Below are 22,513 nucleotides of genomic sequence, written 5' to 3'. Positions count from 1 at the left end.
ATTCTATCCGGGAGGGCAGCAGCAGGACTGATTTGGATGCGCGGAGGGGATGAGCGGACCGGGGCGCTGTTTTCGTATGTCGACCTGGAGGCCCGGGTTCCGGCACGCCACCCGCTACGGGCGATGCCCGAGTTGGTGAACGCGTCGCTCGCGGCGCTGGATGGGGCGTTTGCGGGGCTTTATGCGAAGACGGGTCGGCCGTCGATTGCGCCGGAGCGGATGCTGCGGGCGGTCCTGCTGCAGATGCTGTATTCGATCCGGTCGGAACGTCAGTTGATGGAGCGGCTGGACTACGACCTGTTGTTCCGCTGGTTCGTTGGGCTGGGGATCGATGAGGCGGTGTGGGATGCCTCGTCGTTTTCGAAGAACCGGGACCGGTTGCTGACGACGGAGGTCGCGCAGGGTTTCCTGTCGGCGCTGCTGTCGCAGCCGGCGGTCAGGAAGCTGTTGAGCGCGGAGCATTTTTCGGTCGACGGCACGATGCTGAAGGCGTTCGCCTCGATGAAGAGCTTTCGGGCCAAGGACGGATCGGACGAGCCGCCGGAAGGCGGGCGCAACGGCGAGCGCAACTTTCGCAAGGAGAAGCGCTCGAACGAAACGCATGTCTCGACGACGGACCCGGATGCGCGTCTGTACCGCAAGGGCAATGGCCAGGAGAGCCGGCTGGCCTATCTGGGCCACGCGCTGATGGAGAACCGCAATGGCCTTGCGGTGGACGGCACGGTGACGGCACGGTGACGCATGCGACCAGCACGGGCGAGCGCGAGGCGGCGAGCCGGATGAGCATGAGCCTTGACGCCGGCGCGACGCTGGGCGCCGACAAGGGCTACGACGTGGAAGAGTTCGTCGAGGAGCTGAAGGCCAGGAACCTCGTGCCGCACGTGTCGATCAACGGCGCGGTGAGCAAGACCGGCAAGGTCCGCAAGACGGCGGTGCCGCCGCAGGTTGCGGCAAGCACCGGCTATGCGATCAGCCTGCGCTGCCGCAAGCGGATCGAGGAAATCTTCGGTTGGATCAAGACGACGGCCGGGCTGACCCAGCTCAAGGTGCGCGGATTGGCCAAGGTGAAGGCGGTCTTCACCTTTGCTCTTGCCGCCTACAACATCCTTCGTCTTCCCAAATTGATCGGTTCGACGGGCGAAGTGTGTCTTCAGGGAGGTCAATAGGCCAAGATGACCGCTGAAATCCCCGCGATCAGGCCATATCCGGCTGCAATTCGTCAAAAAATCGCGCCCATCGCGATGATCGGCGGTCACGCTGAACGATTTTCAGCAGCCTGCTAGCTTCTTGGGGTTCCAAACCGCATGGCGCGGATGGCCATCAAAAAATGTAAACAACACCGCTCCGGACGCCGCTTTTCAGCAGACAAAGTTTACATTTCCAGTCCCTCTTTGCCAGAATTAAATGAGGTATCTGAACCTAAGGTCCTGTCAGGAAATAATCGCTTCTGGTATTTGGGTTGATGGGTCGATTGTATAATTCCATTCGCCGTGGAAATCGTGGCGGCGGATGTTGATGTTTTGCCAGTCGGCGTCGGAGACGGCGATGCCTTTGGGATATGTGTTGGTGTCGAGTTCACACAGGACCGTCAACCCGGTCTTCGTGGTTGTCGAGGCGATCAGATCGACGATGACGCGATAGCTGACGAGGGGGTGCGCGCGCCAATTTTGGGCGATGAACGAGAACAGGCGGTGCTCGATCTTGTTCCACTTGCTTGTTCCCGGCGGGAGGTGGTGCACTTCGATCGAGAGACCCAGTTCATCGGCGAGGCGTTGCAATTCAAGCTTCCAAAGGCGTCCGCGCGAGGCGTTGCTGCCGCCACCATCGGCGGTGATGACCAGGCGCCTGGCCAGGGGATAGCGACAGCAGCCGACCTCCCGCCACCATCGGCGGATGGTCTGCGCGGCGAAAGCCGCGGTGTCATTGTCCATGCCGACACTCACCCAGCCCGCGTTGGCGGCGAGGTCGTAAACGCCATAGGGAATGGCGCGCCCCAGTTCCTGGATGAGAAAGTCGTGCACGCGCACCGTCTCGGGATCGCCTCGGGGCCGCCATTCCCGGCCGGCGTTCTTGAAGTCGCCGACCAGTTCCTTCTTCTTCGTATCGACCGAGATGACCGGCTGCTGGTCCGCCAAAGCGGTCTTGACCGCGGCGTTGACCACTTGGAACTGAGCGTCGCGGTCGGGATGGTCCGCGCCTTCCAGGGTTTTGCGATTGGCCTGCAAGCTGAACTTTTCCGCCTTCAGCAACTCTCCGACCACCGTGTGGCTGACTTTGTGGCCGAGTTCCCCGAGTTGAGCGGCCAAGCGACGGGTGCTCTTGCAGGTCCAGCGCAGCGGCGACATCGGATCCCCGCGCGCGCCCGGCTCGACCAGCCCCAGCAGATCAAGGAGCAACTGGGGGGCTTTCTCAACCAGTGACTTGCGTCCGCCGCCCGGGCGACGAACGCGACCTTCCGGCAGGGACGCAGGAGCCGCGATGTCCTTCAACCCGCGCCCGATCGTACTCGGCGCGATGCCCGTCACACGCGAAACCGCCGCTATGCCGCCATGACCGGCCGCCTTCGCCTCGCTGGCCGCAAACAACCGCCGTTGCCGTTCGTCAAGGTGCCGCAGAAGCGCAGACTGGCGCTTGCGCAGGGAAACTTCGTCAATCATTCCCTACGATACGACACTCTGCCTCCGACAGGAATCCCACGACATCACCAAAAAGCCCAACCGATTCGCCTATTCCCTTCCGGCCCCTAAGATACGGTTCACTGCTCCGAAGCCGCTTTTTGTGTAGCCCTTCGCCGAAAGGTGGCAGGAACAGCGGCTATTACAACATGCAGATACCTTGGCCGATCAAGCAGCATATCGCGCACCCAACGATGCCCTCAGACAAGCAAAGACGGCAAAAAATAGAACAACACGGAATATGCGGGGTTATTCCAGAGTCAGTTCCCGAACCTCCTCCAGGAAATGGCTTACGGAATTTTTGGTCTGACATTATGACTACATTATTGTTTTCGTCATCTCCAGATATCTGATTTGCCATGGATTGCAATATCGAAGTAGATAACTCGGATGGAGATGTATTCACAGCGTTGGTAATAGCCCTTTCAATTTCCTTAATGTTTTTCTCCCCTTTCAATGATCGAAGAGTGTCAACGACATGTTTTTCTTCAGACAATTTGCCAGAACCCGAAGACGTTTTCCTTACAAAAACCATTAGGCCTTCAACAACACCTTCTGGTGCATCGTGCCTTACTGCTTGGGCCGCCACCTCTTTCATAAGGATGGCCACGTTTGCCGGGCTATCAAGGAGCCAATCCGTCATGACAACCGAAGAGGGCTTTACGCTATCAATCGCATTGACTATCGACTCTCTCTCTGAATCTAGCCAATTTAGAGCGAGGTTCGCATTATAGAACTCGTCCCGAGTTACGGTCACGTCCATGCTCGTTCTCCAATATCAACGAATCGTCGTGGAATTGCTTGTTGGCCAATGTTGCTTCCGAAGCCCCGCGCGTAGCGGGGGTAGGCTGCATCGCGACCGACCGCCATGGCCAACCGCCTTTTGATACTTGCACTGCGTGTACGCTGATTTCAGGAATAGAGCTGCTGTCTCAACTTATATGAGAGTTTCCTTGTACAATAAACGCAACGGGAAGTGAAGAGGCTCGAGGCTGTCTCGAAACCGGCCTGGGTGGGTCTTGAAAAATCGCAAGCTGATGGAATCTATGGAGGAATCCCACCCTCCCTGGACCCCTCATGTGGACCAAGACCACCCGGGCGCAGCATGCCCGGGATCATTTGCGTTATGGCAGCGACCTCACCGATCAGGAATGGGAGCTTCTGGCTCCGCTCCTGTCGATCCCCGCCGAGACCGGGCGTCCGCGGCGGTGGCCGATGCGCGAAATCGTCAATGCCTTGTTCTATGTGCTGCGCGGTGGCGTCTCATGGCGCATGCTGCCGGAGCACTTTCCGCCCCATCAGACCGCCTATCGCTGGTTCGTCCGGTTCCGCGACAGCGGCCTGTAGGAGAGCCTCAACCACCATCTCCTGATGCTCGATCGTGAAGCGGACGGCCGAGATGCCAGCCCATCTGCCGCCATCGTGGACAGCCAGAGCGTCAAGACGACGGAGGCCGGCGGCCCGCGCGGCTTCGATGCAGGAAAGAAGATCAAAGGCCGCAAGCGCCACGTCATGGTCGATACCGACGGGCGCGCCCTTGTGATGCAGATCCATGCCGCCGATACCCAGGACCGCGACGGCGCGGTGCCGTTGCTGAAAGCCTCGCGCCGGGCCTTCCCCTTTGTCGAACGCGTCTTCGCCGATAGTGCCTATGCCGGCGAACGGGTCGCCGAAGCCACGCGCATCGTCGTCGAGATCGTGCGCAAACTGCCCGATCAGGTCGGCTTCGCCGTGCTCCCACGTCGTTGGGTGGTCGAGCGCTTCCTCGCATGGATCAACCGCAATCGCCGCCTCGCCAAGGATTTCGAAGCCACACTCGCCTCCGCCACAGCTTTCCTCTACGCCGCCGCCGTCATGCTCCTCCTTCGCAGGATCGCGCGACGTGCCTGAGTTTCGAGTCAGATGGGATGATTGGGGTCTCGGCCTGAGGGTGGCTGCTCCGTTCGGGATGTTGGAACGTGGTCCGTGTTGATCGGCCACAAGCATCGGGAAGGAGCAGCCATGGAATACTATGCCGGACTGGACGTTTCGCTGGAAGAGACCGCGATCTGCGTTGTGGATGGAACGGGCCGGATCGTGAAGGAGGCGCGCGCGGCGAGCGAGCCTGACGCGCTGGCCGCGGCGCTGAACCAGATCGGCCTGCCGCTGGAGCGCATCGGCCTGGAAGCCTGCTCGCTGACGGCCTGGCTTCACGACGGTCTGCGCGCGGCGGGCTTGCCGGCGATCTGCATCGAGACGCGCCAGGCCAATGCGGCGATGAAGACGATGCCCAACAAGACCGACCGCAACGACGCCCGCGCTTTGGCGCAGATCATGCGGACGGGCTGGTTCCGGCAGGTTCACGTCAAGAGCCGCCAGTGCCGACTGTGGCGTTCGCTTTTGGTGGCGCGCCGCACGGTCCTGGGCGAGATGCGCTCGATCGAGAATGTGGTGCGGGCGATCCTGCGCGAGGCCGGCCTCAAGCTCGGCACCCCTTCGCGTCCAGCCTTCGCTGGCCGCGTGCGCGAGTTGGCCGAGGGCGACCCGCTGGTGATGCCACTCGTCGAGCCGCTTCTGGCTGTGCTGTCCGGCATGCTGACCGCGCTCGCCGGTCTGACCAGGCAGGTCCTGGATCTCGTCAGGAAGGAGGAGGTCTGCCGGCGGCTGATGAGCGTTCCGGGCGTCGGCCCGATCACCGCGCTCGCCTTTCGGGCGACGATCGACCGGCCCGACCGGTTCAGGCGCTCGCGCGACGTCGGCGCCCATCTCGGCCTGACCCCGGCGCGCTACCAGTCCGGCGAAACCGACATCCAGGGCAAGATCAGCCGTTGCGGCGACGAACTCGCCCGCACGGCACTCTATGAGGCGGCGCACACGCTGCTGGTGCGCAGCCGGAAATGGTCGAGCCTGCGCGCCTGGGGGACGAAGATCGCCAGGCATCGCGGCATGGCCCGCGCCCGCGTCGCGGTCGCCCGCAAGCTCGCCGTCATCCTCCACCGCATGTGGAGCGACGGTGTGGAGTTCCGTTTCGGCAAAGACCCTGCCAATGGCGCCCCGGTCGCAGCATGACGCCGCAGTGCTGAAACAGGAGGACACAACACCACGCATGAACCCGCATCAAGGGTGAACCGGATCGTCCCGTGGGGACGATGGGCAAGGCGATCTCGTTGAGAGTCCAGAGCCTGCAGGGGCAAACCTGCAAGGTCGTGAAACAGATTGAGACGCCTCGCCCTTCTGACCCCATCATGCAGCGGCCAAGCGTCGACCGCGAAGAGAAGCGTGTGACCCACGGGAGCGACACAAGCCGGAGAAATCAGAACGAGCAGCTTAACCTCAACGACCCCAATCAGAGAAGACTCTAAGTTGCTTGTCAACTAAAAAGCGTGTGATAGTAGTGGGTTAAGTTTCTTAGTTTACAAAACGTAACCCATTCTTTGCTAGAACGGGATCTCGTCGTCCATGTTGGAGGAGGAGTACTTGCCGCCGCCCCCGCCGCCGGAGGACGGGGCCGGGCGGCGCTCCATCGGGCTGGACGAGCCGAAATCCGAACCGGCATAGTCGCGGTCGCGGTCGCCGTCACCGGAGCCCTGGCCCTGGCTGCGGCCGCCGAGCAGCGTCATCTCGCCGCGATAGCGCTGCAGCACCACTTCGGTGGAGTATTTCTCCTGGCCGCTCTGGTCGGTGTATTTGCGGGTCTGCAGCTGGCCTTCGATGTAAACCGTCGAGCCCTTCTTCAGATACTGCTCGGCGATCTTGGCCAGCGCCTCGTTGAAGATCACGACATTGTGCCATTCGGTGCGCTCCTTGCGCTCGCCCGTGGCCTTGTCGCGCCAGCTTTCCGTGGTGGCCAGCCGAAGGTTGACCACCGGCTCGCCGGAGTTCAGCCGCCGCACCTCGGGATCCCGGCCGAGATTGCCCACCAGAATGACCTTGTTCACGGAACCCGACATCCCAAATCCTTTCCTTCGCCAAGGCGGAAACGCCCGGCCTCACGCCGCGACGCCCTCCCCGCCACTCCTCGCCTGTCCTATCACGCCGCGCTGCGGGCGGCCGGGCTTATCCCCAGCAATGTTTGTTCCATATTTGTTCCGGAAACGCAACCCCGGACGCCGAGGCCCGCCGCGTCGATCGGCGAAGGATACGGCCGAGTTTCTCCGAAAGGCGCGCCGTCACGGCCTTGGGCCGTGGGACGCTCCCAGAAACTTCCGCCACCCGCGCCCGGCATGAGCGGCTTGTCGCTGCCCATGCCCATGGGAAGCCCTCTGTAACTTCCGCCCCTCGCGCAGGCTCAGGACATTCACGGAACCGAGCAGCTTGCGGGTCAGGTGATAAATGCCCGGCCGCTTGCTTTCGCGTGGGCCGGCCACGTTGAGGATATGGATGGGATACCTGCGGAGCCACGCCATGACCGCGGTGCAAATTCCAGCAGAGATGCCGGAGTCGAGCTGCACGACAAGGTGGGGCTTGCCGATCTTGCGGGCAAAGGCCTCGGTGGCGAGGGTACCACCGTCGATGTCCCCCAGGTTGACGATCAGCGTGCCGTCGCTGTCCTGGACGTTCAGTCTCGTCCGATGCCGATAGCCACCCGTGTCGGCTTCACGGAGCGGATAGCGCGCATCGATCACGCCATCTTCCGCGATCCTGCCCTTCGGACACCATCCGCCCACGCCGAATTTCTGCTGCATCGCCCAGTCGAGCGCGGCTCGATCGGCACCGGTCTGGCCACCTGAAACGACGCGGGTGATGAGGCAGCGCAGTGGATCACGGCACAGCTCGGCGCGGGACGGAAGAAGGACGACGGAGCCGTCATCGATCACTTCGCGGCGCTCTGCGCGACCATGTGTGGGGTCTTCCATGGGACTGTCGTAAACAACACGGAACCCGGAACCCACCTCAGCCTTCAGCCGCTTGGCGAGCTCGAAACCGCGCGCGTTGAAATCGTCCCAGTCCAAGATCAATTGCGGCTGCTCGACATAACCGCTTTCCGGATCGGCGGGGTCGACCAGTGTCCCCTTGCTCCAAGGCGCAGTTTCGTAATCGTCAACCCAGGCTCGGAATGCCTCCAGCAATTCCTCAGACATGGGATGCCTGCCGCAGCACCAGACGGAGTCACAGCAGTTTCCGCCGACTCCGGCCCGGTCGTCGCCGCTGCGATTGTGCCACAAGAAGGGTCCCAGGCCGAACTCGGCCATGACGGTGAGGATGGGACGGGCTTTCCCCTTGTTGGTCATGACAGGGATGGGAGTCAGGATGCTTTCGTCAGGGGCGTTCCCACCCGTCGTATCGAAAGCCGTGGGCCAATTCCAGATACGGCGCCTCGATCACCCTATCTCGTATTGCCGACAGCACCGTCATCTGGCGTCGCTGTACGGCAACGCTCCATTCGCCATCGTCGGCTCGGTTCAGGATGCCCTTGCCCCGCCCGCCCCCGGAACCCGACAGGGGCTTCTCCCCGCCGCCCTCGCCGGTTCATTCCGCCAGGGGAGCGCAGGCCAAGGCGCAATAGACCCGTCCGGCCAGCGGGCGCTCCAGCAGACGGACGCCGATGCGCAGCGGGGGCAGGCGCCGGCACGCCGGCAAGGCCGCCACGCCGCCCTGCCGCAGCGTGTCGAGACAGGTCGTAAAGTCCGGTTCGGCCAGGCCGTCATAAATGCCGCGGCCGGAGACCTTCAGCGCCGCCTCCTTGGCCACCCAGAGCCGGTGGCAGAGGTCGCGAGCCTCCGTCCGGTCGAGACGCCGCATCGCCGCGGCTTCGCCTGCGGCGTAGTGATCCCGGGCAAAACGCAGGGGATCGGCAAGGCTGCCGGTGCCTTCGATCTCCAGGTCGACGCCCACCGGACCATCCGGCGCGAAGGCGACGATCAGCATGCTGCCGCGATGCGACAGCGATACCCCGAGCTCGGGATAAGGCGGCTCCAGGCGCGGACGCCCGCTGGCCCGCCTGCCGATGACGATGTCGCCGCGTCCCGTCGCCTGGCGCAACGCCGCCGCTGCCGCCGCGATGCGCTCCGCCGCCGTGGCCGGGCCTGTCCCGCCCGCCCGATACGCCAGGACGGCGACGGCCCCGCCGATCCGCAGGATCTCCTCGACATTTGGCCGGCACATGGCATGCCGCCTCACTCGGCCGCGTGGGAGAGATCCAGGGCCTGCGGCCGGACGTCGGCGGGGGCCGGGGCCAGCGCGCGCGCCGTCTCGCCGGCGACCAGCTGCGCCGGGATGCCGACCCAGGCCGTGCTCGCCGGGATGGCCTCGCCCTTCATGATCAGGGTCAGGGGCTTCACCTCGGCGAAGGCGCCGACCTCGGTGTCGTAGAGCACGGTGGCGGCGGTGCCGACCGTGGCGCCGCGGCCGATGCGGATGCGGCCGACCTTCATGATCCGGTCCTCGTAGAGGTGGGTCTGGGGGCAGGCGCCCATGTTGATCACGGCATGGTCGCCGATCTCGGTGCAGTCGAACTCGCAGATGTCGGTGCTGTTGATCCAGGTTCCCTTGCCGATCCTGGTGCCGAAGGGGCGCAGCAGCCAGGGCAGGAACGGCGTGCCGCGCAGATAGTCGAGCAGCATCTTGCTGGCGAGGCCGCCATAGATCACCGCCACCGCCTCGGTGCGCATCGCCCACCAGGACCACATCGGCCGCATGGTCGGGCGGCAGGTGCCGATCAGCAGCCATTTGCACGCCACCGCCATCAGGTACATCGCCAGCGACGTCACCAGGCCGGCCGCCATGAACAGGCCGAGCACCGTCCAGGCACCCTGGTCGAGCCTCGCCGCCAGAATGTCGGCGGTGAAATAGGCCGTCATGATCAGCACGGCCGTCGGCAGGGAGGTGTGCAGCGTCTCGAACGCGACGCGCAGCAGCCACATCCGGAACGGCGGCTCGTAGGTCGCCGCCGCGGCGGCCTCCACCCGCTGGCGGGTCGGCAGGCTGATCGGCGGGCTGCCGCAATAGGACTGGCCGGCCTCGACCCGGAGCGACGCGGGCAGCCGCGTCTTGATGCCGATCAGCGCGCCGTCCTCGATCACGGAGCCCTGGGCGATCACGGCCGAGTTGCCGAAGAAGCAGCGGTCGCCGGTCTTCATGCGCTTGAGGACCATCCGGCCGTTGACGATCTCCTCGTCGCCGAACACCGCCTCGTCGCCGATGAAATTGTTGGCGCCCATCTCGATCAGGTCGTAGCGACCGGCGAAGCTGGCCGAGATCTCGGTGCCGCGGCCGATCCTCGCGCCCATCAGACGATACCAGTTGCGCATGAACACGGTGGCATAGAGCGAGTTCAGCGTCTCCAGGATCGATTCGGTGGAGAGGCCGATGACCCATTTGCGGAAGTAGAAGCCGCTGAAGATCGAGTAGGCGCCCGGCTGGACGCGCCGCGGCTGCAAGAGCCAGCGCAGCATCACCGCCGCGGCCATCGACACCACGATCAGCACCAGGGCGGCCGGCCAGGATAAGGCGGCCACCAGCCCCCAGGACATCGACGCGTCGGGATCGCCGGAGGTGAGGCGATGCACAGCGTCCAGCACGAAGAAGGCCGGGAAGATCGGCAGCAGGCCGACGATGAGGCTGAGATTGTAGGCGACGAAATAGCCCACGCCCTGCGCCAGCCGGCCGGCGGTGCCGAGCGTGGGATGATCGGCCGGATCCGCCGCCGCGACCAGGCCCGTCCGGCGTGCCGGCGAGCCCTCCCAATGCGTGCCGGCGGGAATGGCCGCGCCGGCCGGAATGGCCGTGAGGTCGCCGATGACCGCGCCGGCACCGATTACGGCGTCGCCGCCGATGACGCAGCCATTGCCGACCTGGACGCCGGCGCCGATTTCGATGCGCCCGACATGCACCTGGTTGCCGATCACCTCGACATTGGCCAGCTTCAGCTTGGTGCCCAGGCTCGCCCGCTCGCCGATCGAGACCAGGTCGACGGCGCCCTCCTCGAACTCGTCGATCATCGCGTCGCGGCCGACGCCGGCGCCGAGGGCGCGCAGATAGACCCGCATCAGCGGCGAGCCCTTGAGGAACTTGTGCGAGGTGAGCTGGACGATGCGCTGCATCAGCCAGATGCGGAAGTAATAGGCGCCCCACAGCGGATAGACACCGGGCCGGGTGCGCCCGATCACCAGCCATTTCAGGGCGACGACCAGCAGCTTCACGCCGAGGTTGAGGCTGAGATAGATCCCGGAAAGGACGAGCACGTCCTGCCAGAGCGGGGCGTCCTCGCCGATCAGCAGCATCGACGACAGGAGCAGGCCGATCCACTCGGCCGTGACGATGCCGATGATGAAGGGCAGCGCCGCTGCCTGGGCGAGGCCGCACAGCACGCGGCGGCGCAGCGGCACCGGCTCGAAGGACAGGTCCGCCGGCCCCATGGCGCCGGCGGCGCCCGCGTCGAGCGCTGCAGCCATCGCCCGCAGGCTGCGGTGGGCATAGACGTCGCGGATCGCCATCCCGGCCAGGGCCGGCACGCGCCGCACCTCGGAGACGAACTGGGCGGCGAGCATGGAATGGCCGCCGAGTTCGGTGAAGAAGTCGGCCTCGAGATCGACGACCGGGGTACGGAACACCTCCTGAGCCGCCTTGAGCAGCCGGGCCTCGGTCCAGGAGCCCGGCGGCGGCTGCGTCTCGGCCGTGCGCTCGGCCTGCAGCGGCAGCGCGGCCAGCGCCTTGCGGTCGACCTTGCCGGAGGACAGGCGCGGCAGCGCCGCATGGGTCTGCCAGGCGGCCGGCACCATGTAGGGCGGCACCTTGGCCGCGACGGCCCGCTTCGCGGCCTGGGGGTCGAAGCCCTCGCCGACGGGCACGACATGGGCGGCCAGCATGTCTCCGCCGCCCCCCTGCTGCACCACCACGGCGGCGGCCTGCACGCCCGGCAGGGCCGCGATCAGCGTCTCGATCTCGCCGAGCTCGATGCGGTAGCCGCGGATCTTCACCTGGTCGTCGATGCGGCCGTGAAAGGCGAGCGTCCCGTCGACGCCGAGGCTGACGGCATCGCCGGTGCGGTAGAGCACCGGATCGCCTCCCTGCCGGAACGGGTTGGCGATGAACTTGCGTGCGGTCAGGTCGGGCAGGTTGAGATAGCCCGGCGCCACGCCCGGGCCGCCGACCAGCAGTTCGCCCACCGTGCCCGGTGCCACCAGGTCGAGGTTTTCATCGACGACATAGGCGGTGGCGTTGGCGATCGGCCGGCCGATCGTCACGGCCTCGCCCGGCGAGAGCTCGGCGAAGGTCGCCACCACGGTGGTCTCGGTCGGCCCGTAGGTGTTGAGGATGCGCCGGCCCGGCCGCGCGAAGCGCTGCAGCAGCGCCGGCGGGCAGGCTTCGCCGCCGAGGATGATGGTGGAGAGCCCCGCGACATCGCGGCCGAACATAGCCAGCAGGGTCGGCACGGTGTCGATGACGGTGATGCCCTCGGCCTCGAGCATGTCCGGCAGGCGGTCCATGTCCTGGAGGACGGCCGAGGTCGCGACCTTCAGAGTCGCCCCGGCGAGGTAGGGCACGAAGATCTCTTCGAGCGAGAGATCGAAGGCGATCGAAGCCTGCTGCAGCACGACGTCGGCGGGGCCGATGCCCAGAAACGCGTTGCCGGCCCGCAGATAATGACAGATGTTGCGATGCGTGACGACAATGCCCTTGGGCGTGCCGGTCGAGCCCGAGGTGTAGATGGCGTAGGCCGCTCCCGCGCCGCCCGGCGAGGCGGCGATGGGTTCGGGGGCGCCCGAGAGGAGGTCGCGGAGATGGGCGATGTCGGCCGGCAGGCCGGCGGCCTTGTCGGCAAGGCCGTCATGGGTGAGCAGCAGCCGCGCCCCGGCATCGCGCAGGCTGGCGGCCACCCGTTCCGCCGGCGCATCGGCGTCGAACGGCACGAAGGCCGCGCCCGCCTTGAGGATGCCGAGCAGGGCGACGTGCAGGTCGAGCGAGCGGCGGAACCACAGGCCGACGAAATCGCCGATGCGCACGCCGCGCTCGGCCAGGGCGGAGGCGACCCGGTCCGACCGGCGGTCGAGCTCGGCATAGGTCAAGGCCTCGTCCGTGCCGATCAGGCCGAGCGCGACCTTGCCGGGCCAGGCGGCGGCCGTGGCGCGGAAGATGTCCGCCAGCGTCTCCTCGCGCAGGAACTCGGGCCGGCTCTCGCCCTCGAGGCAGGCCCCCGCGGGTGCGGCGGCCGCAGCCGCGAGCCCGGCCGGTTCCGCGAAGCCGCCGTGCCGGCCCGGTTCGGACGTCATGCCGGGAGCCGCGCAAGCGCGCGCGCCCTGCACGGAGGAAAGATGGAGTGTCACGCCGCTACCCTTCTGCCGCGGTGCGGCAAGTCGGAATCAATCGGCGAAACACTACTGCGGAGGGCGTTTCACCCCTCTGACAACGATTGCAAGCCAATTGTAAGCCCGCATCGGTAAGATGTGCGGCGAACATGCCGCGACGCCCTGGGGAGCCCTGCGAAGCCATGATGCATCGTCCGAGCAGACAGTCGCGAACGGGGGCCGTGTTCCGATCCGGCACGGTCCGGTGGGGCCCGTCCGCCGGCCTGCGACATCTTGCCGGGGCGCTGCTGGCCGCCTTGCTGGTGATGCTGCCGGTCGGGCCGGCCGCGCCGGGGGTCGCCGGCCGCGTGGATGCGGACGACCGCTCCTCCTCCCGGAACGGACCGCGCTCCTACCAGGAGATCGCGGCGGCCGTGGCGCACGAGACCCCCGGCCGCATCCTGCGCATCCGCCTCATCCGCCGCGGCGGGCGGGCCTTCTACCTCGTCCGGGTGTTGCGACCGGACGGCAAGCGGCGCGATATCGTGTTCGACAGCGTGACGCTCGCGGTATCGAGAAGCAAGCCCAATGAGAATCCTGATCGCTGAGGACGAGCGCGCCATCGTCGCGGATATTCGCCGCAGCCTGGAGGCCCAGCAATACGTCGTCTCTACCGTCTCCGACGGCGAAGAGGCGCTGTTCGCCGGCGAGACCGAGAATTTCGACCTCGTCATCCTCGATCTCGGCCTGCCCAAGCTCGACGGGCTGACCGTGCTGCGGCGCTGGCGCTCGGCCGGCCGGGGCATGCCGGTGATCATCCTCACCGCGCGGGACGACTGGCGCGACAAGGTCGACGGCATGGATTCGGGCGCCGACGATTATCTGACCAAGCCCTTCCGCATGGAGGAACTGCTCGCCCGGGTGCGGGCCCTGGTCCGCCGGGCCGCCGGCCAGTCCTCGCCGGTTCTGTCCAACGGCGTGCTGGAGATCGACACGCGCCAGCGCAGCGTCTCGTTCCGCGGCTCCCCCGCCCAGGTGACGCCGCTGGAGTACCGGCTGCTGGCCTATCTCATGCACAATGCCGGGCGCGTCGTCTCGCAGGCCCAGATCACCGAGAGCATCTATGACGAGGAGACCGAGCACGGCTCCAACGCGCTGGAAGTGGTGGTGGCGCGCCTGCGCCGCAAGCTCGACGGCTCGGTGATCGAGACCCGCCGCGGCCAGGGCTACATCATCCCGAACGAGCCGACGTCGCCGTGACTCTGTTCTCGCTCAGGCAGCGGCTGCTGCTGGGGTCGTTCGTCGCCATCGTCATCGCGACGATCCTCGCCGGCATCGGCATCGACGCCATCTCCGGCCTGGCGATCCGCGCCCTGGCGCTCTCGGAGATCGACGACGAGATGCGCCTGCTGCTCGCCAGCATCGAGATCAGCCCGTCCAACGAGATCTCGATCGACGATGGCCCGCAGGATCCGCGCTTCGACCTGCCCAATGGCGGCTTCTACTGGCAGGTCGGGCGCAACGGCACGGTCGAGCTGCAGTCCCAGTCGCTGTGGGACCAGAAGCTCCCCTGGCTGAACCCGGAACCGCGCGACCTCGGCCGCGCCACCGACATGGTGGGGCCGAACGGCGTCCAGCTCCTGGCGGTGGAGCGTTCGATCGTCATCTCCACCGCCAGCGGCGACCAGTCCGTCACCGCGCTGATCGCCCTGGACAACACCGAGCTCGCCCCGGCGCGCTGGCGCTTCTTCTATGCCATGGTGCCTTCGCTGGCGGTGCTGATGACCGCCCTGCTCGGCGCCGTCGTCCTGTTCCTGCGCTACGGCCTCAGGCCGCTCGACGACCTGCGCGTGGCGCTCGGCGCCGTGCGCGAGCGATCGGCGCGGCGGATCGACGGGCGCTTCCCCGTCGAGATCCAGCCGCTGGTCGACGATCTCAACGAACTCATCGCCTCGCGCGAGGCGCAGCTCACCCAGGCGCGGGCTCGGGCCGGCGATCTCGCCCATGGGCTGAAGACGCCGCTGGCGGTGCTGGAGGCGACGGCCCGGACCCTGGCCGAAGCCGGGCAAGGCGCGGCGGCGGCGGCGATCCGCGACGAAGTCCGGCGCGTCGACACCCAGGTCAGGCGCACGCTGGCCCAGGCCCGGGCCAGCCTGGCGGCGGCGCAGATGTCCGGCCGTGTCGATGCCGTGCCCGGCCTGGCGCGGATCGTCTCGGTGATGCAGCGGCTGTCGCGCGACCGGGCCCTCGACTTCACCCTCGACGCGCCGGAGGAGGTGAAGATCGGCATGGACGAGAGCGACTTCACCAACATCGTCGGCAACCTGCTCGACAACGCCCGCAAATGGGCGGCGTCCCGGGTGGTGGCCCGACTGTCGGCCGACGCCGCGGCCGGCGCCGCCGTGCTGACGATCGAGGATGACGGCCCCGGCCTGCCGCAGGACACCGAGCACCCCTTCATCGAGCGCGGCAAGCGCCTGGACGAGTCGGTCAGCGGGACAGGATTCGGCCTCGCCATCGCCAAGGACATCGTCGAGGCCTATGGCGGCACGCTCGCGCTCGGCCGCTCCGACCTCGGCGGTCTGGCGGTGGTCGCCCGCCTGCCCGGCCGCCTCATCGCTCCAGGGGCGGGACCGGTTGGGGAAAAAGCCGCCGGCCGCGCGCCGCCGGCGGCCGGATCATAGACGCGCATGCCGGTGCGGCTCAGCCGGGCCGCCCGCCCGGCGAGGCGACGGCCCGGGCGCCGGCGGCGTTGCCGCGGGCGAGGCAGGCTTCGATGCCGGCGCCGCCGAGATGGCCGGCCAGGAAGGCGGCGAGGAACGCGTCCCCGGCGCCGGTGGTGTCGACGGCCGTGACCGCCGGGGCGCCGGCCCGCCAGCGGTCCTCGCCACGGGCGGCGACCGCGCCGCGGGCGCCGCGCTTCAGGACGACGAGGTCGAACAACGCCGCCAGCCGCCGCAGTTGCGCCGCCTCCTCGGCCACCCCGGTCAGCGCCTCGGCCTCGTCCGCATTCGGGAACAGCATGGCGGCGCCGGCGATCCAGGACAGGAACGCCGCCGCGCCGATCTCGGCGATGAAGGCGGCCGAGCCGGGGTCGACGGAGACCGGAACACCGCGGCCGCGCGCCGCCAGGACGAAATCGAGCACGGCGGCGCGCGGACCGGGCGAGACCAGCGCATAGCCCGACAGGTGCAGCAGCGCGGCGCCGTCGAGCAGCGCGTCCGGCAGGTCGGCGCGGCAGAGCGCGTCGTTGGCGCCCCTGTCGGTCAGGAAGCTGCGCTCGCCGTCCGGCGCGACGATCGTCACCAGCCGCCCGGACTCCCGGCTGTCGTCGACCGCGAGCCGGGGCTCGACGCCGTGGCGGCGGAGCGCGGCGACATGGGCCTGCGCATCGCCGCGCCCGACCCGGCCGGCCAGCAGCACGGGCACGCCGAGATGCGCCAGCCACGCCGCCTGGTTCGATCCCGAGCCGCCGGGCAGCACGGCGATCGCCGCGCGCCGGTCCGAGCCGCGCACGATCGGTCCCTCGGGGCGGACGATGATGTCGGTCATGATGTCGCCGACGACGATGACATGTCCGGCCGGCGGCCTGATGGACGGCATCCCGTGCTCCTGTCTGTCCCGCCTCTCTACATCGCGCCGACGGCGGATGCAGCGGTCCGGCGCCGCCTTTTTTTCCCGCTCGCCGCCGGTTCCCGCTGCGACCGCGTTGCCGGTTGACATCCCCTGCCCGGCCCGGCCATCACAGCGCGACAGGGCAATGCGAGACTGAGCGGGATGTATCCGTCCGCCGGCGACATATTCGGCGCCCCGCTCTGGTTCTGGGCGGCGTTCGCGGCGGTCATCCTCGCGGTCCTGGTGTTCGACCTCGGCTACCTCAACCAGCGCGTGCGGGTGCTGTCGCTCGGCCAATCCCTGCTGCTCACCTCCGGCTATTCGCTGCTGGCGGTGCTGTTCGGGGCCTGCGTCTGGGGCTGGTTCGGGGCCGAGAAGGGCTCGCTGTTCTTCACCGCCTACGTGCTGGAGCAGTCGCTGTCGATCGACAACGTCTTCGTGATGTCGGTGATCTTCGGCTTCTTCGCCGTGCCGCGCGAGCACCAGCACCGGGTGCTGTTCTGGGGCATCCTCGTCGCGATGGTGCTGCGCGCGCTCTTCGTCGGCCTCGGCGCGGCGATGATCGCCCATTTCGACTGGCTGCTCTACCTCTTCGGCGCCTTCCTGATCGTCAGCGGCATCCGCATGCTGTTCGCCCAGGACGCCGCGCCGGATCTGGGCAACAACCGCGCCGTGCAATGGCTGATGCGCCATCTGCGCATCACCACCGACATCGAGGGCGAGCATTTCTTCCTGACGCGCATCGCCCGCGACAGCGGCCGGCCGGCGGCACATGCCACGCCGCTGTTCCTGGCCTTCATGGTGATCAACGTCGCCGACATCGTCTTCGCCGTCGACAGCGTGCCGGCGGTGCTGTCGATGACCCAGGACCCGTTCATCGTCTACACGTCCAACATCTTCGCGATCCTGGGCCTGCGGGCACTCTATTTCGTCATCGACGCACTGATCGTCAAATTCTTCTACCTCAAGACGGCGCTGTCCGTGCTGCTGACCTTCATCGGCGCGACCATCTTCTACGAGCGCCTGGTCGGCGAATTCGACAACGTCCTGACCATGGTGATCACCTTCGTCGTGCTGCTGACGGCGATCATCGCCTCCCTCCTCAGGCCGTCCCAGGCCAGGCCGCATGTGGACGGCTAGCCATGTCCCGCGATATCGTCGTCCACGGCCTGCCGGTCATGGTTCATGGCGAGGATGCCGCCGATACCGGCGGCCGCACCGGTTCGCCCCTCTGCCTGCGGTGACGAACCGTTTCGGGCCTTGCATCCGGCAACCAAAGCCTGTATGGGACCGCCTTCGCTTCGGCCGGAGGCTGAACGGACGGCTGTGCCCGCACAGCAGGGATCACTCCGATCCCGGCGTCCCGTGTCTCCGCTCTCTGGGACAATCCTCCAAGGCCTGCAGGGCCCGCGAGGGGCTTCGCGCCGGGGCGATGGACGCAACGTTTAGGGACAGGCCTATCTATGCCGAATTACGAGCATGTTTTCATGGCTCGCCAGGACGTCACCTCGCAGCAGGTCGAGGCGCTGACGGCCCAGTACAAGGGCGTCATCGAGGCGCATGGCGGCTCGGTCACCAAGGCCGAATATTGGGGCGTGAAGTCGCTCCAGTATCGCATCCGCAAGAACCGCAAGGCGCATTTCTCGCTGTTCAACATCGTGGCTCCGCCGGCGGCGATCGCCGAGATGGAGCGGCAGATGTCGATCTCCGAGGACGTCATCCGTTTCGCCACCTTCAAGATGGACGAACTGGAGGAAGGCCCCTCGGCCATGCTGCGCAAGAGCGATCGCGACGAGCGTCGCGACGATGACCGCGGCTTCGGCTTCGGCGGTGGACGCGGCGGCTTCGGCGGCGGACGCGGCGGCTTCGGCGGCGATCGCGACCGCGGGCCGCGCCGCGATCGGTCCGAAGGCGACGCTTCTCAGGCTGCGGGAGAGTAAATCATGGCCATGGCACCCGGACGCCGTCCGTTCTTCCGTCGTCGCAAGTCCTGCCCGTTCTCCGGCGCGAACGCCCCGAAGATCGACTACAAGGACGTCAAGCTGCTGCAGCGCTACATTTCCGAGCGTGGCAAGATCGTCCCCTCGCGCATCACGGCGGTCTCCGCCAAGAAGCAGCGCGAGCTGGCCCAGGCCATCAAGCGTGCCCGCTTCCTCGGGCTGCTGCCCTACGTGATCGGCTGAGTCCCGATCCGGGACGCCGCTTTCCGGTTCCCGCATGGCCGGCCTCGTCCGGCCATGGCATTTTCAGGCTTCGGCCCTCTCGCGGGCCGGAGCAAGACCGTCACAAGCCGGTTCTCGAATCGGTGGATGTTATGGGTCAGCCGGCTGACATGCCGGCCATGGTTGGGGTGATGGCGCCGATCGGCGGCGCCTGCCTCTAACCGCGCAAGCGGGACAGCTCGACGGATGATGCAGAACGCCCTCACAGGACTGGTCGCCGGCATCGCTTCGGCGTTGCTGTTCGCGTCGACGCTGTCGGGCTCGCCGCTGTCGCTGCTGCTGTGCCTGATGGCGCCGCTGCCGATCATGATCGTCGCCCTGGGCTGGACCCACCGGGCCGGGCTGATCGCCGCCGTGGTGACCTCGGTGCTGCTCGGCATCGGCTTCAGCGGCGAGGCCGGGATCGATCTGAGCCTCACCCTGGCCTTCCTCGCCTCCACCGCGCTGCCGGCCTGGCTCCTCTCCTACCTCGCCCTGCTCGGCCGCTCCGACAGCTCCGGCAAGGTCGCCGAATGGTATCCGCTCGGCGCGATCGTCGCCGCGACGGCGCTGCTGAGCGCCGGCATCACCATGCTGGTCGCCCTGTCCTTCGGCTTCACCTACGAGACCTACAGCGCCGCGCTCGGCGAGTACATCGAGCTGGTGCTGCGCGCCGTCACCGGCACGCCGGAGGGCGCGCCGATCGCCCTTCCGGATGCCGACGCCTTCATCCGCTTGCTCAAGGCGGTCTTGCTGCCGGTCTCGGCGCTGCTCTGGGTGTTCGCCATCCTGTTCAATCTCTGGCTGGCGGCGCGGGTCGTGCGGGCCTCCAACCGCCTGCCGCGCCCCTGGCCCGACGTCGCGGCGCTGCAGCTGCCGCGCTGGTCGCTGTCGGCCTGCGGCCTGGGCGTTCTCCTCACCTTCGCACCCGGCATGATCGGGCTCGCCGGCACGTTTCTCGTCGCCGGCCTGATCGGCGCCTTCGCCATGGCCGGCTACGCGACGCTGCATTTCGTCACCCGCGGCGTCGCCGCCCGGCCGCTGGTCCTCGGCGCCTGCTACGCCTTCACCCTGGTGCTGAACTGGATCGCCGTCCTGGTCGTGGCGATCGTCGGCTTCGCCGACCACATCCTCCATCTTCGCGCCCGCGCGGAAATACGGCGCAAGTCCCGCCCTGCCAACGACAATTCCTGACACGAAGGAGAACGACAATGGAAGTCATCCTGCTTGAACGCGTGCCGAAGCTCGGCCAGATGGGCCAGACGGTGAAGGTGAAGGACGGCTATGCCCGCAACTTCCTGCTGCCGCTCGGCAAGGCGCTGCGCGCCACCAAGGGCAACCTGGAGCGTTTCGAGAAGGAGCGCACCCAGCTCGAAGCCCGCAATCTGGAGCTGAAGAGCGAGGCCGAGGCCGTCGCCGAGAAGCTGGCCGGCCAGAGCTTCATCCTCATCCGCCAGGCCGGCGAGACCGGCCAGCTCTACGGCTCCGTCTCGGCACGCGACCTGTCGGACGCCGCGACCGCGGGCGGCTTCACGGTGGAACGCTCGCAGTTCGTGCTCAACACGCCGATCAAGACGCTCGGCCTGCACTCGGTGGTGGTCCAGCTCCACCCCGAGGTCGAGGTCAAGGTCACGGCCAACATCGCCCGCTCGCCCGACGAGGCGCAGCGCCAGGCCCGCGGCGAGGACGTCACCGCCCGCCACGACGATGACGAGGACACCTACGAGAACCCCGAGGACGTGGCGATCCCCGGCGTCGACGACGCCCAGGACGAGCAGCCGACGGCCTGACGCAGGCCCCCGATCCCGTTCCGTCTTCCGCCGCCCGGGCAGCCGCCGCTGCCCGGGCGGTTTTGGTTTGGCCGACCGATCCCCCCATATCTCCCAAAGGTTCGAGGAATGGAGGAGCCCGCCTTTCACCACCACGGCGCGGGCAAGCCGCACCGGCCCTCTGGCCTCGCGACGCAATTTCGCCAAGACTGCAGGGTTGAGAAGACCCTCGATCATTGAGGTGACAGCGTGAAGTTCCAGTCGATTGCGTGGATCGGATTTGGCGGCGACCCCGAGCTCCTGCCGCCGGCGGAGACCCCGGCGCCGGCAAGGCCGCCCAGGCCCTCGATCGGCCTGGCCCTCGGCGGCGGCGCGGCACGCGGCTTTGCCCATATCGGCGTGATCCGGACCCTGCTGCAGGCCGGCTACCAGGTCGACGTCATCGCCGGCGCCTCGATCGGCGCTGTGGTCGGCGGCTGCTTCCTGGCGGGCAAGCTCGACGAGCTGGAAAGCTGGGCCCGCGGGCTGACCAAGCGCCGCGTGCTCGGCCTGCTCGACATCAGCCTCGGCGGCGGCGGCCTGATCGCCGGCTCGCGCCTCGCGCACCTCCTGGCGCGCGACCTCGGATCGACGCAGATCGAGGCGCTGCCCCTTCCCTTCGCCGCGGTCGCCACCGAGATCGGCCCGGGCCACGAGGTCTGGCTGACCCGCGGCAGCCTGGTGAAGGCGATCCGCGCCTCCTATGCCCTGCCCGGCATCTTCGAGCCGGTAAAGATCGGCGGCCGCTGGCTGATGGACGGCGCGCTGGTCAATCCCGTCCCGGTGTCGACGGCGCGGGCTCTCGGCGCCCGCATGGTGATCGCCGTCAACCTCAACGGTGAGCTGACCGGCCGCGGCGCCGTGGTGCCGGCCTACGGCTCCAGCGACGAGGACGAGCCGACGCCGCTCGAGCAGCAGCTGCGCACCACGGCGATCGGCGCCGCCACCGCCCTGATCAAGCGCCAGCTCGGCTTCGCCCCGAAGCGGGTGGCGCCGCGCGGACCGCGCACGCCCGGGATCTCGACGGTGATCGTCGACGCCTTCAACATCACCCAGGATCGCATTTCGCGCTCGCGCCTCGCCGGCGACCCGCCCGACGTGATGATCGGCCCGCGGCTCGGGCGAATCGGCCTGTTCGACTTCCACCGTGCCGACGAGATCATCGAGCTTGGCGCGGAGGCGACGGTGAAGGCGCTCGATGCCATCGGCGAGATGGCCGACGCTCTGGCGTGAAGGCGGCCCGTGCGTCTCTTTGCGACGGGCTGCCGCGAAACGCGACGCACGCCGGGACGCATCACCGCCGGCCACGGACCCGACGCGACGCCTGCCGGCCTCTCCTGTTGGGACGGCAGGCCCCGCGCAGCGGGTCAGGCGGAAATATAGTCCCGCATCGCCTGCGTCTCCGCTTCGATCTCGGCCAGGCGATACTTCACCACGTCGCCGATCGAGACGATTCCGACCAGCCGGCCCTGCTCGACGATCGGCAGGTGGCGGAACTTGCCGGTGGTCATGCGCGCCATGATATCGCCGAGCGTATCGCTCTCGCGGCCGGTGGCGACCTTGGCCGTCATGTGCCGGGACAGGGGATGATCGAGGGCGGAGGCTCCCGACTGCGCCAGGGCGCGAACCACGTCGCGCTCCGACAGGATGCCGGCGATCGCTCCGTCCGAGCCGGTGATGATCACCGCGCCGATACGCTTCTCGGCAAGCAGGCTGGCGGCTTCAGCCATGCTTCGATGTGGCGGCAGCGTGACGATGTCCCGCCCCTTGCTCTTCAGAATCTGTGCAACAACGGTCATGGCCCATCCTCCTCGACAAGCAACCGCGCCTTCGGCGTCTTGTTCCCGGAATCAGTCAGGCCCTGGGGCCAGCCAACCCCGCACGATCAAGATGAGGCGTCGGCCGCAGGAGTGCAAGAGCTTCAGTGCCTTGGCGGGGCTTTCGGACAAGGCAGATTGAAGAAACCGGTTTTATCAGGAAGTCCCTCGAGCTGTCCGTACAGGATGCAG

General features: G+C 67.4%; 18 protein-coding genes and 2 pseudogenes. 12 read left to right on the top strand and 8 right to left on the bottom strand.

The window, feature by feature from the left end:
- Positions 1-36: 36 nt before the first annotated feature.
- Positions 37-1,166, top strand: a pseudogene (locus tag AC27L4_RS24720) (IS5 family transposase).
- 264 nt (positions 1,167-1,430) lie between these two features.
- On the opposite strand, the gene AC27L4_RS24715 reads toward AC27L4_RS24720, so the two are convergent.
- Entirely contained in the window at positions 1,431-2,657 is a 1,227-nt protein-coding gene (locus AC27L4_RS24715) for an ISAzo13 family transposase (RefSeq protein ID WP_487145154.1), read from the bottom strand.
- 160 nt (positions 2,658-2,817) lie between these two features.
- A complete protein-coding gene (locus AC27L4_RS24710) occupies positions 2,818-3,438 on the bottom strand; it encodes a hypothetical protein (protein WP_487145153.1) in 621 nt (206 codons plus the stop codon).
- A 314-nt stretch (positions 3,439-3,752) separates the two neighbouring features.
- Between AC27L4_RS24710 and AC27L4_RS24705 the strand changes: the two are divergent.
- Together AC27L4_RS24705 and AC27L4_RS24700 are read left to right on the top strand one after the other, a co-directional pair.
- A pseudogene (locus AC27L4_RS24705) lies at positions 3,753-4,565 on the top strand (IS5 family transposase).
- A 111-nt stretch (positions 4,566-4,676) separates the two neighbouring features.
- A complete protein-coding gene (locus tag AC27L4_RS24700; protein ID WP_487144531.1) occupies positions 4,677-5,723 on the top strand; it encodes an IS110 family RNA-guided transposase in 1,047 nt (348 codons plus the stop codon).
- Positions 5,724-6,091: 368 nt separating this feature from the next.
- On the opposite strand, the gene ssb is transcribed toward AC27L4_RS24700, so the two are convergent.
- The 4 genes from ssb to AC27L4_RS24680 all read right to left on the bottom strand — a co-directional run bounded on the left by ssb (position 6,092) and on the right by AC27L4_RS24680 (position 12,865).
- A complete protein-coding gene (gene ssb / locus AC27L4_RS24695; protein ID WP_487145152.1) occupies positions 6,092-6,604 on the bottom strand; it encodes a single-stranded DNA-binding protein in 513 nt (170 codons plus the stop codon).
- A 219-nt stretch (positions 6,605-6,823) separates the two neighbouring features.
- A complete protein-coding gene (locus AC27L4_RS24690; RefSeq protein ID WP_487145150.1) occupies positions 6,824-7,885 on the bottom strand; it encodes a putative molybdenum carrier protein in 1,062 nt (353 codons plus the stop codon).
- Positions 7,886-8,123: 238 nt separating this feature from the next.
- The gene (locus AC27L4_RS24685) at positions 8,124-8,759 is read right to left on the bottom strand and encodes a 4'-phosphopantetheinyl transferase family protein (RefSeq protein WP_487145149.1); all 636 of its coding nucleotides are present in this window, start codon (positions 8,757-8,759) and stop codon (positions 8,124-8,126) included.
- Between the two features lie 11 nt (positions 8,760-8,770).
- Positions 8,771-12,865 (bottom strand): Pls/PosA family non-ribosomal peptide synthetase, encoded by a 4,095-nt coding sequence (locus AC27L4_RS24680; protein WP_487145148.1) that lies wholly within the window; start codon positions 12,863-12,865, stop codon positions 8,771-8,773.
- A 341-nt stretch (positions 12,866-13,206) separates the two neighbouring features.
- On the opposite strand from AC27L4_RS24680, the gene AC27L4_RS24675 reads away from it, so the two are divergent.
- From AC27L4_RS24675 to AC27L4_RS24665, 3 genes are read left to right on the top strand one after another with little or no spacing between them, the layout of a single operon-like run.
- On the top strand, positions 13,207-13,488 hold the full coding sequence (locus tag AC27L4_RS24675) for a hypothetical protein (protein WP_487145249.1): 282 nt from the start codon (positions 13,207-13,209) through the stop codon (positions 13,486-13,488).
- Positions 13,469-14,140 (top strand): response regulator transcription factor, encoded by a 672-nt coding sequence (locus AC27L4_RS24670; RefSeq protein WP_487145147.1) that lies wholly within the window; start codon positions 13,469-13,471, stop codon positions 14,138-14,140. Before AC27L4_RS24675 ends, AC27L4_RS24670 begins: the two co-directional genes overlap by 20 nt.
- Positions 14,137-15,564 carry a sensor histidine kinase gene (locus AC27L4_RS24665; protein ID WP_487145146.1) on the top strand — a complete coding sequence of 476 codons (1,428 nt, stop codon included), beginning with the start codon at positions 14,137-14,139 and terminating at the stop codon, positions 15,562-15,564. The genes AC27L4_RS24670 and AC27L4_RS24665 overlap by 4 nt, the downstream gene beginning before the upstream one ends.
- A gap of 19 nt (positions 15,565-15,583) precedes the next feature.
- On the opposite strand, the gene AC27L4_RS24660 is transcribed toward AC27L4_RS24665, so the two are convergent.
- On the bottom strand, positions 15,584-16,483 hold the full coding sequence (locus tag AC27L4_RS24660; RefSeq protein ID WP_487145145.1) for a carbohydrate kinase family protein: 900 nt from the start codon (positions 16,481-16,483) through the stop codon (positions 15,584-15,586).
- A 174-nt stretch (positions 16,484-16,657) separates the two neighbouring features.
- On the opposite strand from AC27L4_RS24660, the gene AC27L4_RS24655 reads away from it, so the two are divergent.
- The 6 genes from AC27L4_RS24655 (at position 16,658) to AC27L4_RS24630 (ending at position 21,737) form a co-directional block, all read left to right on the top strand.
- Positions 16,658-17,635: a TerC/Alx family metal homeostasis membrane protein gene (locus AC27L4_RS24655; RefSeq protein WP_487145144.1), complete on the top strand. Its 978-nt coding sequence runs from the start codon at positions 16,658-16,660 to the stop codon at positions 17,633-17,635.
- 323 nt (positions 17,636-17,958) lie between these two features.
- A complete protein-coding gene (rpsF, locus tag AC27L4_RS24650; protein ID WP_487145143.1) occupies positions 17,959-18,435 on the top strand; it encodes a 30S ribosomal protein S6 in 477 nt (158 codons plus the stop codon).
- 3 nt (positions 18,436-18,438) lie between these two features.
- A complete protein-coding gene (rpsR, locus tag AC27L4_RS24645; RefSeq protein ID WP_487145141.1) occupies positions 18,439-18,678 on the top strand; it encodes a 30S ribosomal protein S18 in 240 nt (79 codons plus the stop codon).
- A gap of 225 nt (positions 18,679-18,903) precedes the next feature.
- Positions 18,904-19,890 carry a DUF2232 domain-containing protein gene (locus AC27L4_RS24640; RefSeq protein ID WP_487145140.1) on the top strand — a complete coding sequence of 329 codons (987 nt, stop codon included), beginning with the start codon at positions 18,904-18,906 and terminating at the stop codon, positions 19,888-19,890.
- A gap of 17 nt (positions 19,891-19,907) precedes the next feature.
- Positions 19,908-20,486 carry a 50S ribosomal protein L9 gene (gene rplI / locus AC27L4_RS24635; protein WP_487145139.1) on the top strand — a complete coding sequence of 193 codons (579 nt, stop codon included), beginning with the start codon at positions 19,908-19,910 and terminating at the stop codon, positions 20,484-20,486.
- Between the two features lie 228 nt (positions 20,487-20,714).
- Positions 20,715-21,737, top strand: a complete 1,023-nt coding sequence (locus AC27L4_RS24630; RefSeq protein ID WP_487145138.1) for a patatin-like phospholipase family protein — start codon at positions 20,715-20,717, stop codon at positions 21,735-21,737.
- A 134-nt stretch (positions 21,738-21,871) separates the two neighbouring features.
- Here the strand turns inward: AC27L4_RS24630 and AC27L4_RS24625 are convergent, their stop codons facing one another.
- Positions 21,872-22,303: a CBS domain-containing protein gene (locus AC27L4_RS24625; protein ID WP_487145137.1), complete on the bottom strand. Its 432-nt coding sequence runs from the start codon at positions 22,301-22,303 to the stop codon at positions 21,872-21,874.
- Positions 22,304-22,513 lie beyond the last annotated feature (210 nt).

The sequence above is a fragment of the Labrys sp. Lb11 genome (assembly GCF_057554225.1).
This window is presented reverse-complemented; position numbering and strand designations above follow the sequence as displayed.

Excerpts from the sequence above, each read along its gene's own strand:
- AC27L4_RS24710 (WP_487145153.1), bottom strand. The coding sequence starts at position 3,438 with ATGGACGTGACCGTAACTCGGGACGAGTTCTATAATGCGAACCTCGCT.
- AC27L4_RS24675 (WP_487145249.1), top strand. The coding sequence starts at position 13,207 with ATGCTGCCGGTCGGGCCGGCCGCGCCGGGGGTCGCCGGCCGCGTGGAT.
- AC27L4_RS24670 (WP_487145147.1), top strand. The coding sequence starts at position 13,469 with ATGAGAATCCTGATCGCTGAGGACGAGCGCGCCATCGTCGCGGATATT.
- AC27L4_RS24685 (WP_487145149.1), bottom strand. The coding sequence starts at position 8,759 with ATGTGCCGGCCAAATGTCGAGGAGATCCTGCGGATCGGCGGGGCCGTC.
- rplI (WP_487145139.1), top strand. The coding sequence starts at position 19,908 with ATGGAAGTCATCCTGCTTGAACGCGTGCCGAAGCTCGGCCAGATGGGC.
- AC27L4_RS24625 (WP_487145137.1), bottom strand. The coding sequence starts at position 22,303 with ATGACCGTTGTTGCACAGATTCTGAAGAGCAAGGGGCGGGACATCGTC.
- AC27L4_RS24700 (WP_487144531.1), top strand. The coding sequence starts at position 4,677 with ATGGAATACTATGCCGGACTGGACGTTTCGCTGGAAGAGACCGCGATC.
- AC27L4_RS24715 (WP_487145154.1), bottom strand. The coding sequence starts at position 2,657 with ATGATTGACGAAGTTTCCCTGCGCAAGCGCCAGTCTGCGCTTCTGCGG.
- AC27L4_RS24640 (WP_487145140.1), top strand. The coding sequence starts at position 18,904 with ATGATGCAGAACGCCCTCACAGGACTGGTCGCCGGCATCGCTTCGGCG.
- AC27L4_RS24690 (WP_487145150.1), bottom strand. The coding sequence starts at position 7,885 with ATGACCAACAAGGGGAAAGCCCGTCCCATCCTCACCGTCATGGCCGAG.
- AC27L4_RS24655 (WP_487145144.1), top strand. The coding sequence starts at position 16,658 with ATGTATCCGTCCGCCGGCGACATATTCGGCGCCCCGCTCTGGTTCTGG.
- AC27L4_RS24660 (WP_487145145.1), bottom strand. The coding sequence starts at position 16,483 with ATGCCGTCCATCAGGCCGCCGGCCGGACATGTCATCGTCGTCGGCGAC.
- rpsR (WP_487145141.1), top strand. The coding sequence starts at position 18,439 with ATGGCCATGGCACCCGGACGCCGTCCGTTCTTCCGTCGTCGCAAGTCC.
- AC27L4_RS24680 (WP_487145148.1), bottom strand. The coding sequence starts at position 12,865 with ATGACGTCCGAACCGGGCCGGCACGGCGGCTTCGCGGAACCGGCCGGG.
- ssb (WP_487145152.1), bottom strand. The coding sequence starts at position 6,604 with ATGTCGGGTTCCGTGAACAAGGTCATTCTGGTGGGCAATCTCGGCCGG.
- rpsF (WP_487145143.1), top strand. The coding sequence starts at position 17,959 with ATGCCGAATTACGAGCATGTTTTCATGGCTCGCCAGGACGTCACCTCG.